This window comes from Tautonia marina (assembly GCF_009177065.1).
Lineage (GTDB): Bacteria > Planctomycetota > Planctomycetia > Isosphaerales > Isosphaeraceae > Tautonia > Tautonia marina.
This window is the reverse complement of sequence record NZ_WEZF01000032.1, coordinates 1-13497: the sequence shown is the minus strand read 5'-3', so window position 1 is coordinate 13497 and position 13497 is coordinate 1. Positions and strand designations below refer to the sequence as shown.

The 13497-nt window shown below is 64.4% G+C and carries 12 protein-coding genes; 7 read left to right on the top strand and 5 right to left on the bottom strand.

Going from position 1 to position 13497, the window contains the following annotated elements; all coding sequences use genetic code 11:
- Nucleotides 1-33: 33 nt before the first annotated feature.
- Complete coding sequence (locus GA615_RS25820) at nt 34-1128, top strand: hypothetical protein (protein ID WP_201750324.1); 1095 nt, start codon at nt 34-36, stop codon at nt 1126-1128.
- Nucleotides 1129-1158: 30 nt separating this feature from the next.
- Here the strand turns inward: GA615_RS25820 and GA615_RS25815 are convergent, their stop codons facing one another.
- From GA615_RS25815 to GA615_RS25805, 3 genes are all read right to left on the bottom strand, one after another.
- The gene (locus tag GA615_RS25815; RefSeq protein WP_152054235.1) at nt 1159-1923 is read right to left on the bottom strand and encodes a class I SAM-dependent methyltransferase; all 765 of its coding nucleotides are present in this window, start codon (nt 1921-1923) and stop codon (nt 1159-1161) included.
- A 70-nt stretch (nt 1924-1993) separates the two neighbouring features.
- The gene (locus GA615_RS25810; RefSeq protein ID WP_152054234.1) at nt 1994-3355 is read right to left on the bottom strand and encodes a Gfo/Idh/MocA family oxidoreductase; all 1362 of its coding nucleotides are present in this window, start codon (nt 3353-3355) and stop codon (nt 1994-1996) included.
- A gap of 498 nt (nt 3356-3853) precedes the next feature.
- On the bottom strand, nt 3854-4927 hold the full coding sequence (locus GA615_RS25805; RefSeq protein WP_235905680.1) for an N-acetylmuramoyl-L-alanine amidase: 1074 nt from the start codon (nt 4925-4927) through the stop codon (nt 3854-3856).
- A gap of 662 nt (nt 4928-5589) precedes the next feature.
- On the opposite strand from GA615_RS25805, the gene GA615_RS25800 reads away from it, so the two are divergent.
- Complete coding sequence (locus tag GA615_RS25800) at nt 5590-6663, top strand: acyl-CoA desaturase (protein ID WP_201750323.1); 1074 nt, start codon at nt 5590-5592, stop codon at nt 6661-6663.
- Between the two features lie 118 nt (nt 6664-6781).
- Here GA615_RS25800 and GA615_RS25795 read toward each other — a convergent pair whose 3' ends face one another.
- Nucleotides 6782-7315 carry a fasciclin domain-containing protein gene (locus tag GA615_RS25795; RefSeq protein ID WP_152054233.1) on the bottom strand — a complete coding sequence of 178 codons (534 nt, stop codon included), beginning with the start codon at nt 7313-7315 and terminating at the stop codon, nt 6782-6784.
- Nucleotides 7316-7851: 536 nt separating this feature from the next.
- On the opposite strand from GA615_RS25795, the gene GA615_RS25790 reads away from it, so the two are divergent.
- Nucleotides 7852-9834 carry a SpoIIE family protein phosphatase gene (locus GA615_RS25790; protein WP_152054232.1) on the top strand — a complete coding sequence of 661 codons (1983 nt, stop codon included), beginning with the start codon at nt 7852-7854 and terminating at the stop codon, nt 9832-9834.
- A 71-nt stretch (nt 9835-9905) separates the two neighbouring features.
- Here GA615_RS25790 and GA615_RS25785 read toward each other — a convergent pair whose 3' ends face one another.
- Nucleotides 9906-10445, bottom strand: coding sequence for a hypothetical protein (locus GA615_RS25785; protein ID WP_152054231.1), 540 nt, complete (start codon nt 10443-10445; stop codon nt 9906-9908).
- Nucleotides 10446-10643: 198 nt separating this feature from the next.
- Here GA615_RS25785 and GA615_RS25780 point away from each other — a divergent pair, with 198 nt between their 5' ends.
- The 4 genes from GA615_RS25780 to GA615_RS25765 all read left to right on the top strand — a co-directional run bounded on the left by GA615_RS25780 (nt 10644) and on the right by GA615_RS25765 (nt 13474).
- The gene (locus tag GA615_RS25780) at nt 10644-11114 is read left to right on the top strand and encodes an RrF2 family transcriptional regulator (RefSeq protein WP_152054230.1); all 471 of its coding nucleotides are present in this window, start codon (nt 10644-10646) and stop codon (nt 11112-11114) included.
- Nucleotides 11115-11244: 130 nt separating this feature from the next.
- The gene (locus GA615_RS25775) at nt 11245-12000 is read left to right on the top strand and encodes a 3-keto-disaccharide hydrolase (protein WP_152054229.1); all 756 of its coding nucleotides are present in this window, start codon (nt 11245-11247) and stop codon (nt 11998-12000) included.
- 94 nt (nt 12001-12094) lie between these two features.
- The gene (locus GA615_RS25770) at nt 12095-12541 is read left to right on the top strand and encodes a hypothetical protein (RefSeq protein WP_152054228.1); all 447 of its coding nucleotides are present in this window, start codon (nt 12095-12097) and stop codon (nt 12539-12541) included.
- A gap of 48 nt (nt 12542-12589) precedes the next feature.
- The gene (locus GA615_RS25765) at nt 12590-13474 is read left to right on the top strand and encodes a hypothetical protein (protein WP_152054227.1); all 885 of its coding nucleotides are present in this window, start codon (nt 12590-12592) and stop codon (nt 13472-13474) included.
- Nucleotides 13475-13497: the final 23 nt, after the last annotated feature.

Below are 13497 nucleotides of genomic sequence, written 5' to 3'. Positions count from 1 at the left end.
GGGGAATGACAGGCAGAACAAAGGACCGCCCCGATGAGATGGATCACCTTGGTGGTGTCGGTTGCACTGGTTCCGATGTCGGTGGCTGGGGCCGAGGAGGCCCCGGAACGGCAGACGAAAGTGGAGATCAGGGGGGAGGCGTTCTTCCTGAACGGGTCGCCGACGTATGAGGGGAGGGAATGGAACGGATCGAAGATCGAGGGATTGCTGATGAACTCAAGGATGGTACAGGGAATCTTCGATGACCTGAACCCGGAGACGAGGCATCGGTGGGCGTATCCGGACACGGGGGAGTACGACGCGGAGCGGAACACGAGGGAGTTTCTCGCGGCCATGCCCGAGTGGAGGAGGCACGGCTTGCTGGCGTTCACGATCAACCTGCAAGGGGGAAGCCCCGAGGGGTATTCGAGGGAGCAGCCGTGGCATAACTCGGCGATCAAAGGGGATGGAAGTCTGAGGCCGGAGTACATGGATCGGCTGGAGCGGATTCTGGATCGGGCGGATGAGCTGGGGATGGTGGCGATTCTGGGGATCTTCTACTTCGGGCAGGATGAGCGGCTGAGGGATGAGGAGGCCGTCACGCAGGCGGTGGACAACGCGGTGGACTGGGTGTTTGACCATGGTTACACGAATGTGATCATTGAAGTGAACAATGAATGCAACGTGAGGTATGATCACGACATTCTCAAGCCGGATCGGGTGCATGAGCTGATCGAGCATGTGAAGGGGCGGACGCGGGACGGCCGGCGGTTGCTGGTGGGGACAAGCTATGGCGGGGGGACGGTGCCGAGGGAGAATGTGGTGCGGTCGGCGGATTTCCTGCTATTACACGGCAACGGCGTGAAGGACCCGGCAAGGATCGGGGAGATGGTGCGTCAGTGTCGGGACGTGCCGGGGTATCGACCGATGCCGATCCTCTTTAATGAGGACGATCACTTCGACTTCGATCAGCCGACGAACAACATGGCGGCGGCGATTGGAGACTATGCGTCGTGGGGGTTCTTCGATCCGGGGAGGAACAATTATGAAGATGGCTATCAGTCGCCGCCGGTGCGCTGGGATTTGAACACGGAGCGGAAGCGGGCGTTTTTTGAGAAGGTGAAGGAGGTGACAGGCGGGGAGGAATGAGAGCGACCGACGGGGAGGGACGTCGCGGTGTTAGGACGTTGGCCGATCCACCTTTCGTGCGAGATAGAAACCGTAGCTGTAAGAGGCACGGTAGGTCTCATAGAGTTCGATTTCTCGAATTTCCGCATCGACGATGGCTTGTGCGTCGGCGCGGTAACCGTGTCGAGCCAGGAATTGGTCAAGGCGATCTTGGATGGGCCGGTAGTAATGGTCGAGCCAGCAATGCTCGGGCAAGACAAAATAGCCAACCGGCATATAACCATTTTGTTCCAGAACGCGCAGTTTGGAGGAGGCGACGTCGATCTCGGGATATTCCCGCTCCCAGTGGGCCTGGAGCTCGGCCGGCCGGGAACCGGTGGTCCAGGTGATCTCCGAGACGGCGAGGAGGCCGCCGACGTTCAAGAACCGGTTCCAGGTTTTGACGCCGTGTTCAAATCCGATGTTGTAGATGGCGCCTTCGGACCAGATCACATCGAATTGCTCATCCGCAAAGGGCAGGTCATCCATCGACGCGCATAGGGTTGTGATTTTCTCAGAAAGGCCTTGCTCGCTTGCGCGCGTTTCAAGCTCGTCAAGGAAGTCCTGAAACAGGTCGACCGCGGTGATGGTTGCGTTGAGAAGGCGAGCGAGGACGAGGGTGGACGCGCCGGTGCCGCAGCCGATGTCGGCGATGGTGAGGGGCTTCGACCGGTCGACCCGGGCCAGCGTAAGCGCGCGTTCGGTCTCGGCATCGCTGCCGGGTCCCTGGCGGGCTGCCTCTTTATGGAGGTCGATCAAGAGACGAAGGTCGTCCACGAATCGCTCCAACCAACGGAGGATCGGCCGATCCCCCGAGGTGAGGGGGGATCGGCCGGGATGGTGGGGATCAGAACTCGCGGTCGCGGAGGCGGCCGGGTTCGGGCTGGGGATAGATGCCGCTGGCAAGGAGCTGGAGCGGCGCGGGGGAGTCGAGCGTGAGTTGATCGACCTCGGGGGCGAACTCGTGGTCGTGGTTGAGCATTTCGTCAAAGGTGACGATGCGGCCGGTGTGGGCGGCCATGCGGCCCATCGCGGTCACGAGGCTGGCCTCGGCGCCGCGCTTGACCTCGTTCCAGGGTTCGTCGTTGCGGATGGCGGCGATCAGGTGGTCCCATTCGAGCTGATAGGGGTTCGGCTCGGGCTGGGGGAAGGCCCAGACGGGTTCGCCCTGGTCGATGCGCTGGTCGGCGTAGATGCGGGTCTTGGCCGGGGTGTGGGAGTTGGTGGAGATAACGGCCGAGCCCTTGGTGCCGTGGGCGTAGCTGGCGAACTCCTGGTGGCAGCGGGGGACGTTGCGGGTGTAGACGAACAGCTTGGTGCCGTCGTCGAAGGTGTATTCGATCGAGTAGTTGTCGAAGTTCTGATCGACCTTGTCTTCGCGGTAGAGGCGGGCCCCCTGGGCCTGGGCGGTGACAGGCCAGGCGTCCTTCATCCAGCACGATTCGTCGATGTTGTGGATCATGTAGTCCATGATCACACCGCCACTGGCCCACATGAAGCCGTGGAAGTTGCGGATCTGGTACATCAGCTCCGTCATGTCGCTGGTGTTCGGGCCGATGAGGCCGCCGCCGCCGACCTGGCGGTAGGAGCGGAGGGTGAGGAGGTCGCCAATCTCACCGTTCTTGATCCGTTCGTAGAGGGCCTTGCGGGCGTCGCAGTGGCGGCACATGAGGCCGACGCCGACCTTCAGGTTTTTTTCCTTCGCCTTTTCGCCCAGCTCGATCATGCGGCGGGTGGTGGGGCCGTCGACCGTGACAGGCTTTTCCATGAAGGTGTTGACACCCTTTTCGATGGCGTAGGTAAAGTGGGGCCATCGGAAGGCGGGGGGAGTGGTCATGATGACCACGTCGCCGGGGTCGAGGCAGTCGATGGCGTTCTTGTAGGCGTCGAAGCCGAGGAAGCGGCGGTCCTCGGGAACGTCCATCTGGCTGGAGTACTTGTCTTCAAGATAGTTAAAGCTGTTGGTCAGTTTATCTTCGAAGACGTCGGCCATGGCGACCAGCTTGATCGGCCCGTTCTGGACCGACAGGGCGTTGGCCGCGGCGCCGGTGCCGCGACCGCCGCAACCGACGAGGGCAACCTTGATCGTGTTCTGCTCACTCGCGTGGACCGCCGGGACGTAGACGCCGGCCAGGGCCGAAACCGAAGCGGCGGCGCCGGTGTGCTTGAGGAAGGATCGGCGCGACGGGTTCGAATTCGAGGGTGTCATGGTGGGGACCTTGCTCCGCAAAAGAGAATCCCGACGGCCGATCGAGCGCGGCGGCGATCTAGGTTGAGAGCCGCCGTCGTCGGTCGGTGCGTGGTGGGGGAGAGAAATCGGTTGCCACGTGGTGAACGGCCAGGACCCCTCCCGGCCGATCGCCCGGTGTGATGGTCGCGGGGCGCTTGCCTGCGTGGGTCACGCAAGGCGGCCCCTTCGAACAGGTCTGAGGGCACGGGACCCCCCTCACCCGGCCTTGCGGCCACCCTCTCCCCCGCGTTGCGGGGGCGAGGGTTGGGAGAGAGGGGCCATGCTCACCCGGCCTTGCGGCGCCCCGTTTCCTTGCACTTGCAAAGGCAAGGGGAGAGGGGATCACGCCAGGCAGGGAACGACGATGCTCGTTGGTCCATCATGCCAGGCTCACCGATTCATCGTAACGCGCGGGGGAGATGGTCGAAACCATCAAATTCCCCGAAGCCACTCACGAGCGTAGCAAGGGCAGGGGGGTCACTTCGCATCGGCAGGGGAGGGGGGCATCAGGGCTCGGGCTTCCTCGATGAGCCTGTCCCACTGGAAGGCGGGGCCGGGATCGACCTTGTTGGTTTGCACGTGAAAGTGTCCGAGGATTCCTTGATACGACTGCCAGTCGTCTCGGGAAAGGGTGTCGGTGATGAGGTTGCCGTTTTCGTCGCGGGGGTAGTCGCAATCGAGGTTCGGGAAGACGGTGCAGAGGGTGGCGGTGAGCTTGATGAGGGAGTCGTACTGCTCGGGGGTCAGGTCGTACTGCTTCAGCTCGATGCCGCGAACGGTGCCGACGACCGGTTCGTTGCGAGAGGGGCGGAAGCTGGCGTCGAGGTTCTTCATGCCGGCGGCCTCGGGGCCACCGGGGATGACCAGGCGAGTGGTGCCGTCGGCATCCTGGGCGTACCAGCGGTCGAGGGCCGAGGCGTTGGCGGGGGGATAGGCCCCCATGTTGGCGATCTCGATGCCGATGGAGCGCTGGTTGGCGATGGTGGCGTGATAGGCGGATTCTTTCAGGTCCATGGTCTGATAGATGGTGCCGTCGAGGTCGAGCATGAAGTGAACGCTCAGGCCTCGGCCGTCGTGGAGGACCCGGAAGCAATTGCGGCTGGTGCCGGCCACGTCGTAGTGGATGACGAACTGATCGACAACATCTTGAAGCATGGGCAACGACCAGCCGCCACCGCGGACCTGCTCGACCTGCTCGGGGGAAAGGCGGTTGCCTCGCAGGCCGAAGCGGACGGGAGAGCGCAGGCCGGCGGCCTCCGACGCCTTCCAGCCGGCCTCGGCCAGAGGGGCGAAGCGACGCTCGACGCGGTAGGCGTCGTAGCCGCCCGGATCGGTCCAGAGGACGACCGGGGCCGTGGTGTGAAAGAGCTGACCGGCGACCACAATTTCATCCCCAAGGCGTTCGAGGCGATCGCCGGGCCGCGGGTCGTTCTGTGCGATCGCCCCCGAGGCCAGGGAGAGGCTCAGGCCGATCGCCAGCAGGGTAAGAGCCGCCATCGGCCGAGGGAACGGGTGTTCGGTTCGCGTTCGGGGGAGGAGGTTGCGGATCATGGGGGTTGCGTCTCAAATCAAGAATCAGACGAAGCAGAAGTGAACTCGATCGGCCGGGAAGGCAAGCCGTCCCGAGGCCCAGGAACCGGTCGATCGGAGCCTATCTTACCAGCAAGGGCCGGCCTTCGGAGTCTGCAAGCGAGCGGAACCGAGCCTCCTGGGCGCTCGACGTGAACAGCGCGGTGTGTTCGTCGGATCGGGGCGTTTGAACCCGATTTGAGCGAAACGGATCTGTTCAACATCCCCGGGTTCCTGCTAAAGTCAGTTCGCCGGTCGGTCGATCGCCTCGAAACGACGCGTGATCGGGTCGGCGCCAGGAACGATGGCGGCCGGGGATGCTTCTCGATTCCCGGCCCGACGAGACGGTGCTTTGCGGTGATCGGTGTTCTCCGCGTCGATGCCCTGACGCGAGACCATCGCCTCCTGTGCGGTGAGCCCGAACCGGGAGGGGTCCCCAGGGGCCAATTGTTCACAGAGGAATCGGACAGGATGTCCCCGAGCGTGTGGCGAGGATTGATCTCCGGGCGACCGATCCCAGAGGTTCGGCGACCGGGGTCTGGCGGGTCGCACAAGGGGGCCGGATCGCCACGAGGCAACAGGGGAGCGTTCCCGCCGACCGATGGCAGTTTGCCCCCTTCTTCAGGATGAGGCACGCACCTTCCATGACCGAATCGACCACGATGACGGACCGGTTTGACGGCTCGACCGCGGCATCAGACGCCGGAGCGCCATCGGCTCTGAGCCAGTCGGCGGCAGCCGTCAAGGGTTCGGGATCGACCGAAGCGGACACGACGATCCGGCCCTCCTCGGAGTCGGAGCCGTTGTCACCGCTGGCGGCGGTCGCCCGAATGTCGATGACGGTGCGGTGGGTGGTGGTGTCGGTCATCACCCTGCCGCTGGTCGCCGTGCTGGCGACGCCGTTGGTCGTCTGGGGGTGGGGGTTCCACTGGGTCGATCTGGGGCTCTTGCTGGGGATGTACCTGCTGACCGGGCTGGGGATCACGGTCGGGTTTCACCGGCTGTTCACGCATCGGTCGTTCGAGACGAGCATGCCGGTGAAGTTCGTGCTGGGGGTGCTCGGCTCGATGACGGTGCAGGGGTCGTTGCTGGAATGGGTGGCGCTGCACCGTCGGCACCATCAGTACTCCGATGCCGAAGGGGACCCGCATTCGCCGTTTCACGGGATGGATCATGGGGTGCGAGGGGTGCTTCGGGGGTTCTGGCATGCTCACGTCGGCTGGATTGTCCGGCCGGGTCCGTTTGAGCTGGACCGCTACGTCACCGACCTGAGGCAGAGCCCGACCCTGCGGTTTGTGGACGCGACGTTTGCCGTCTGGGTGGCGCTCGGGTTGCTGATTCCGGCGGCCGTGGGAGGAGTGCTGACGGGATCGTGGGCGGGAGCGTTGACGGGCCTGATCTGGGGAGGACCGGTGCGGATCTTCCTGGTGCACCACATTACCTGGAGCGTCAACTCGGCCTGCCACATCTGGGGATCGCAGCCGTTCGAGACGAACGACGAGAGCCGAGACAACCTGCTGTTCGGCCTGCTCGCCTGGGGAGAGGGCTGGCACAACGCCCACCACGCCTTCCCGACCTCGGCCCGTCACGGCCTGGCCTGGTGGCAACTGGACGTGAGCTACTGGTTCATCTGGGTGCTCGCCCGGCTCGGCCTGGTCTGGAAGGTGAAGCTCCCGAGCCGGGAGGCTCAGCTTCGCCGGCGTCGGGCGACGGCTTGACAAAAAGCCAGAGGGCCGCCCCCCTTGCCGAATCGACGGCAGGGGGAGCGGCCGAGAAATCGTCCGTTTCCCCTCAAGGGGGAGACGTGACGGAAGGCTGCTGACAATCGCCTGGGCGTTACCGCACCGGCATCGGGGGGAGCAGCACCTGGTCAATGATGAAGATCGCGCCGTTGCTGGCAAGAACCGCGTGATTCAAGATCCGAGCATCGTTGATAAACACGGCAATGTGATGCGGGCGATACTGCCGGACGGAGAAGGTGGTGCGTGCGCCATTGAGCATCATCACGTTCCGCTCGGCGTACAGGTTGTGCAAGGGCCGGGCCCCTGGCGTGACGTGATAGAGAATGATGTCGGTCAGAAGGTCCGGGCCAAGCTGGCCGACATTGTCGGGCGTGAGCCCGATCTGGGCAAAGGCCGCGTTGGTGGGTAGGAAGACGGTAAGCGGGTCGGAACCGGCCAGGGCATCCAGGAGCCCGGGGTCCGCGGCCAGGACGGCGGCGATGAGCGTTTCGAATTCGCCGGTGTGGATGTTGTAATTGACCACGCGATCCAGAATCGTCTGGGCTTCGACCCGAGCCGGCGCGGCCGCCAGGCCCCCGACCATGACGAACAGCGCAGCCACACACCACGAGCGTCGGATGGATGTCATTGGAAGCTCTCCCTGGTGGAATGTCTCTGGTCAGTGATTGCCCTCGGCTCGACCACGCGATCGAACCGGGAGGCGTGGCGTTGTGCCGGACCCACCCGGAACACAAGACGCCATGCGCGGCCCTCGCATACCGCACATCACACTCAACCTATTCAGGCACCTCAGACATTTCAATCCTCTTGCTCTGCACAATCGGCACAAATTGCAAATTGTTCATCGATCCGAGTGCGTTGGGCGCGGAGAAGGGTCGGCAGGGGGGGCTTGAACTGACACCGTGACGGTGGAGTGTCTCTCGTGACGTCACCGCCCGGGGGCGGTGCTGGGGCGATTGAGATCGGTACCCAACAATGGTTGGACCGGGAGGGCTCAGGGCGATAGGATCGTGGCTGATTCGGCCTCGGACCGATCGGGCAAGAGTTGCGCCGTGGGTGGAGCGATCTTGGCGTTCCTGATCGGAGCGGGGCGTCGTCACATCATCATGTGGTTGGCTCAACCGAGTCGTCTGCGCTCCTGGCCCCGGCCCCGAGGTCCTTGTTTTGCGATCCGTTTCGATCCGAACCATCGGTCCGATTCTCGTGTTGATTCCGGTGGCCGTGGTGGTGTTGGGGTTCGGCCTGCTGGCGACCTGGCAGGGGAAACGGGTGGTCGATGACCTGACGGGCCAGGTGGTGGACCAGGCGGCCCGTCGGGTTGAGGAGCAGCTCGACCGCTATCTGGCCACGGCAGTTCATGTGACGGAGCTGACGGCCTCGATGATTGCCGCCGGCGAGCTGGACCCGGCCGATCTGAGGGCCTGGCGGCCCGATCTGATCCGGCAGCTCTCGGCCTTCGAGGCGATCAATTCGATCACCTTCGGCACTCCAGAGGGCTCGGCCACCTGGATCATCCGCTATCCGGGGGAGTCGGGCCTGGAGTACGCGATCAAGGACGACCAGACGGGGGAGGAGGTCGTCGAGTACCGCGTTCCGCAAGGCGGGGAGTCGTTGGGGGAGCGGATCGGCTCCTATGACTACGCCCCGAGGCAGCGGCCGTGGTATCAGGCCGCCGAGGAGGCCGGGGGGCCGACCTGGAGCGACGTCTACCCGTGGGTTCGCAGCAACAGCGCCATGGCCACACTGGGCCTGGCCTTCGTGCGTCCGGTGGCCGACGCCGAGGGGAATCGGCTTGGGGTGCTCGCGTCGGATGTGGGGTTGCTGGCGGTCTCGGAGTTTTTGACCGGGCTGGAAGTCTCGGAGACGGGAAGGGCCTTCCTGGTCGGGCCGGACGGCGGCTTGCTGGCGAGTTCCTCGGGGGTGGCGGTCATCGGTCCCGGCGGGTCGCAGGTGGCGGCGGCCGAGTCGGACGACCCAATGGTCCGGGCGGTCGCGGAGCGGGTGGCGGAGGAGTCGGGATCGTTCGGCGCGATCGACGACCGGGAGCCGTTCGAGCTGACGCTCGATGACGAGCGTTACCGGGTCGAGGTCGAGCCGCTCTCGGGCGTGCAGGGGCTCGACTGGCGTCTGGCGGTCATCGTGCCCGAGGCCGATGTGATGGGAGGCGTGCAAGAACTGCGTCGGCAGGCCGCCTGGATCGGATTGCTGGTCGTCGGCCTGACGCTCGGCCTGGGCATTGCGGCGTCGCTCCGGCTTGTCCGGCCGATTGTGGAGCTGGTGGAGGGGGTCCGAACCATCGGCGAAGGGGACCTGGATCATCGGGTCCGCGTGGAAGGGGCTCGGGAGTTTGCGATGCTCTCGACCGAAGTGAACCAGATGGCCGAGGCGCTGAAAGACCGCCTCCGCCTGCGGCAATCGCTGGCGCTGGCGATGGAGATTCAGCAGAAGCTCTTACCCGAGGAAACGCCGGCGCTGCCGGGGCTCGACATTGCCGGACACTCGACCTACTGCGACGAAACCGGGGGCGATTACTACGATTTCCTCGAACTGGATGAGACGACTCAGGGGGACCTGATCGTGGTGCTCGGCGACGTGATGGGGCACGGGATCGCCGCGGCCTTGCTGATGGCGACGGCGCGGGGGGTCTTGCGGACGAGGGCCTCGGAAAGCGGGTCGCTCGGCCAGCTGCTCACGCACGTCAACCGCCAGCTCGAAGCCGACACGGGGGGCGAGCGGTTCATGACGATGATCTTGATGGTCGTCGATGCGCCTCACCACGCGATTCGGTGGGCCAGCGCCGGCCACGATGCGCCGATCGTGTATGATCCGCAAAGTGATGCGTTCCTCGATTTGCCGAATATCAACGGCCTGCCGCTCGGGCTGCTGGACGACTCGGAGTACGAGGAAGCCGTGTGGGACGGCCTCGGCTCGGGGCATATCGTGCTGCTCGGCACCGATGGGATCTGGGAAACGCGGAGCCCGTCGGAGGAGGAATTCGGCAAGGACCGGCTGCGCGACATCATTCGAGCCCACCGGGATGAGCCGTCGGAGCGCATCTCGGTGGCGATCAACGACGCCCTGAAGCAATTCCGAGGGGACTCGCACCAGGACGACGACATCACGTTCGTCGTGGTGAAGCTCGCGTGACGGGCCGTGGCAGGGCGATTGAGCCTGGCCGGCTCCCCAAGGATTCGGGGACGCCGGCCAGGGGGAATGGCTCAGCGAACTGGAATGTCGTAACGGATGAAGCCGAGCAGGTCACCTTCCTCGACCGCGTGGCAAGAGGCGCATCGGGCGTGCACGGCCGGAACGATCGTGGCGGCCAGGAGACGGCGATCGGGGCCTTCACCGACGACCTCATCGAGGTAGGTCTCGCCGTTCTGCATGGCCTGGACGGCCCGCTTCTCGAAGTCGGTTTCGGCGTTGTTGTGCTCTCCCATCGGGATACCGGTGGCATCGACGAGCCGCGCCGAGTGGTGGCCGAGCTTGTCCATCGCCTCGAAGACATCCTTGGCAACCATGATCGCCGGCTGACCGCGCTGATATTTGTCGGTGATCGAAACGACCGCCGTCTTGTATAATGCATCGAGCATCTGGACCTGCTGCCGGGCGCGCTCGACCGCCGGATCGTCCTCCGGCTCGGGTCGGACCGGTCCGGCCTGCATGGCCGACACGCCCCAGACCATCGCCAGGGCCACCGCCCCCATCAGGCCGACCCCGCCCTTGACCCACCGCGCCTTGTGTGTTGTCGGCATCATCTCGCCTCCTTCGGTACTGGGGCGTGGTCCCCGCGTCTCGGCGGCGCCGCCCAGGCATTCGTTTCGAAAGGAACTCAGGATTGCCCGAAAAATCGGACACAACCATCTCTTTTCTGCGTCGAATTACTCTAAGGGGCGACATTACGGATTTCAAGGTCTGATTTTCTGGTTTTTCTCCAAATCGAGGAACGGGTTGCGATGTTCTCTCAAACGGTGGAGTACGCCCTGAGGGCGACGGTGCACCTGGCCGATTGCGCGCCGGAGGCCCGGACGACGGAGCAGATTGCTCGGGTGACGCAGGTGCCAGCGCCGTATCTGGCGAAGGTGTTGCAGGGGCTCAAACGGGCGGGGATTGTGAGGTCGCAGCGGGGGATTGGGGGGGGGATCACGCTGGCGAAGCGGCCCGAGGAGCTGACGATCTTGGAGGTGGTGAGCGCGGTGGATCCGATTCGGAGGATTCGGACCTGTCCGCTGGGCCTGGCCTCGCACGGGGAGCATCTGTGCCCGTTGCACCGTCGCCTGGATAATGCGCTGGCGAGCGTGGAGGAGGCGTTTCAGAAGACGACCCTGGCCGAGGTGCTGGCCGATCCGAACCCGAGCATTCCACTGTGCGACTTTCCGGGAGCGCGGGGGGGGCCTCGGGTGGCGACGGAGGTCGAAACGTCCTGATGCAAGCGATTGATCGTGGGTATCGGCAGCTCCTTGCAATCGATCCGTTGGCCCCCGTACCATCAACGGATGGACCGAGACGAGTCCGAGCGATTGCGGAGCGTCGTCCCCCCCACGGAGCCCCATTCTGATGCGAAGTCTCCGAGCCCTGGCCGTTGTGGCGGTTGTGTTCCTGGTGGTACAGACCTCGGCGTCGAGGGGCTGGGCCGAGGAGGGACCTGACGACGGCTGGATCACGCTGTTTGGCGAGGGGACCGGGCTCGACGCCTTCCGCCCGCCGTTTGGGGACTGGCAAATTGTGGGCTCGGCCGCGCTGAACGAGGAGGACCCGAAGCACCTGACGCCCGAAGCGGGGGCAGGGGTCCTGATCAACGACCCTCCCGGCCGCACGAGAAACCTGGAGACGGTGCAGGAGTTCGGCGACGTGGAGATCGAGATCGAGTACATGATGGCCGAGAACTCGAACGCCGGCGTGAAGTTCCAGGGGCTCTACGAAATTCAGATGTACGACAGCTACGGCAAGGAGATTGACGCCAAGGGGAACGGCGGCGTTTACCCGAGGGCCGAACTGCTGCCGCGCTACCGGCACATTGACGAGGGGTTCCCGCCGATGGTCAACGCCTCGCGTCCGGCAGGGGAGTGGCAAGTGCTTCGCGCGACGTTCCGCGCGCCTCGGTTCGATGATGCGGGGAAGAAGACGGCGCATGCCGTGCTCGAGCGGGCCGAGCTGAACGGGCAGATCATCCACGAGAACCTCGAAATTCCCTATCCGACCGGACACGCCTGGCGCACCAAGCCCGAAACGCCTCTTGGCCCGATCTTGCTGCAAGGGGACCACGGCCCGGTGGCCTTCCGGATCGTTCGGATCCGACCGATCGAGCCCTGAGCAAGCCGTGGCTCGACGGGGGGGATGACGTCTTGGCGTCGTCCGAAACCCCGATCGGTCTTCCTCTCGTTACCGCCTTTGTGAGGTCGACTCAATGGAGCACTACGCCCTTCGCCTCCTTCAGCCGGCCTTTGCCGCTCCGGCCGGCATGCGAGCGATCGTCCTCCGCGACGAGTTCGACCATGACGGTTCCTCGCGGATTGTTCACGAGCTGTTGCTGGTCGTCGGCCTCCAGGCGCAGGTCGTCCATCACTACACGAGCGACGAACCCCGCCCAGTCCACCCCGACCCGATCGCGATGGAGAAGCTGGGCTGGCACTACAAGCACCAGGATTGCCACGTCGCGCCGATCTGCCTGACCAGCAACGGACGGCTTGACACGCTCAACCCCGACGAACCCTGCTGGATGCTCCTCGAACCGGGAACCCCGGTGGAACGCGTCGAACAGCTCGCCCAGAAACTCCGGGAAGAGGAACAGGTCCGCCGCGCGGTCGAGCACCGGATCGAAGACCTCGATCAGGACAGCCTGGCCAGCGACTGAGGGCGGAAGCCTGCCGAACGACGACGGATCTCGAACGGGAGCCCGATCGTGAACGACCTTTGCGTGGGTTCGATCCTGGCCGGAACCCTGGCGCTGGTCGGCCCGATGGCCGCAACGGGGCAGCCAATCTTCGGGCACGTCGAAAGCCTTGAGGCAATCGTTGCCAACACGGATGTGGTGTTCGTCGGAACGCTGGATGCCATCGATGTTCCAGAAGGCCCTGAGGGATTCGAGGCCAGGATCCTGGTTGACGAAACGATCAAGGTGCCAATCGGGGAGAGTTACGAAACGGTGAGGGTCGCGCTCCGAGAGCCGGAGGCGGTGCTCTCCGATTGGAAAGGGGATCGTTGCCGTCTGCTCATCGCGGTTCGGCAGGAGGGAACCGAGATTCAAACGTCGGTCATTGATCTGGACGACGAAGCGCTGGCCGTGCTGACAGCTCGGGAGACTCTGCTCCGAGATCGGGACGACGTGATCCGAGTCGCCAAGGAAACCGTTACCAGAATGCCAGGGAATGTGAAACGGTTTCACACCTTTCAGCGCGAGGTTCCCCGCGAAGTCATCGCAGAGACGCGCTGGGCGGAATATCACGGAGTGACAATCAGTGTGCCCGTTGATGACCGCCTGGAACAATGGGCACGGAAGGCGATCCAATCGGAGCACGTCTTACGCCGCGTCGAAGGGGTCCGGGCATTGCGGTATTTTCGCTCTGAGGAGACGATTGCATTGCTCAAGCCGTTGCTCAAGGATCCGGGATGGGCGATCCTGCATCATGCCCAGGAGAATGAGGGCGGAGAGGTGCGCCGTTACCTGGTTCGGCGCGAAGCGTACAGAGTGCTGAAGGCATGGGGGGTCGAACTCTGTCGGCCGGTGGTCGAAGAAACGATCGACACTCGATCGATCGACCCAGGGAGGATCGACCCAGGGAGATGAGTGAGGGTTTGCTCAGCGCGCAG

Coding starts and splice junctions, on each gene's coding strand:
- GA615_RS25820 (WP_201750324.1), top strand. CDS start 34: ATGAGATGGATCACCTTGGTGGTGTCGGTTGCACTGGTTCCGATGTCG.
- GA615_RS25810 (WP_152054234.1), bottom strand. CDS start 3,355: ATGACACCCTCGAATTCGAACCCGTCGCGCCGATCCTTCCTCAAGCAC.
- GA615_RS25805 (WP_235905680.1), bottom strand. CDS start 4,927: ATGATCCGCAACCTCCTCCCCCGAACGCGAACCGAACACCCGTTCCCT.
- GA615_RS25800 (WP_201750323.1), top strand. CDS start 5,590: ATGACCGAATCGACCACGATGACGGACCGGTTTGACGGCTCGACCGCG.
- GA615_RS25795 (WP_152054233.1), bottom strand. CDS start 7,315: ATGACATCCATCCGACGCTCGTGGTGTGTGGCTGCGCTGTTCGTCATG.
- GA615_RS25785 (WP_152054231.1), bottom strand. CDS start 10,445: ATGATGCCGACAACACACAAGGCGCGGTGGGTCAAGGGCGGGGTCGGC.
- GA615_RS25780 (WP_152054230.1), top strand. CDS start 10,644: ATGTTCTCTCAAACGGTGGAGTACGCCCTGAGGGCGACGGTGCACCTG.
- GA615_RS25775 (WP_152054229.1), top strand. CDS start 11,245: ATGCGAAGTCTCCGAGCCCTGGCCGTTGTGGCGGTTGTGTTCCTGGTG.
- GA615_RS25770 (WP_152054228.1), top strand. CDS start 12,095: ATGGAGCACTACGCCCTTCGCCTCCTTCAGCCGGCCTTTGCCGCTCCG.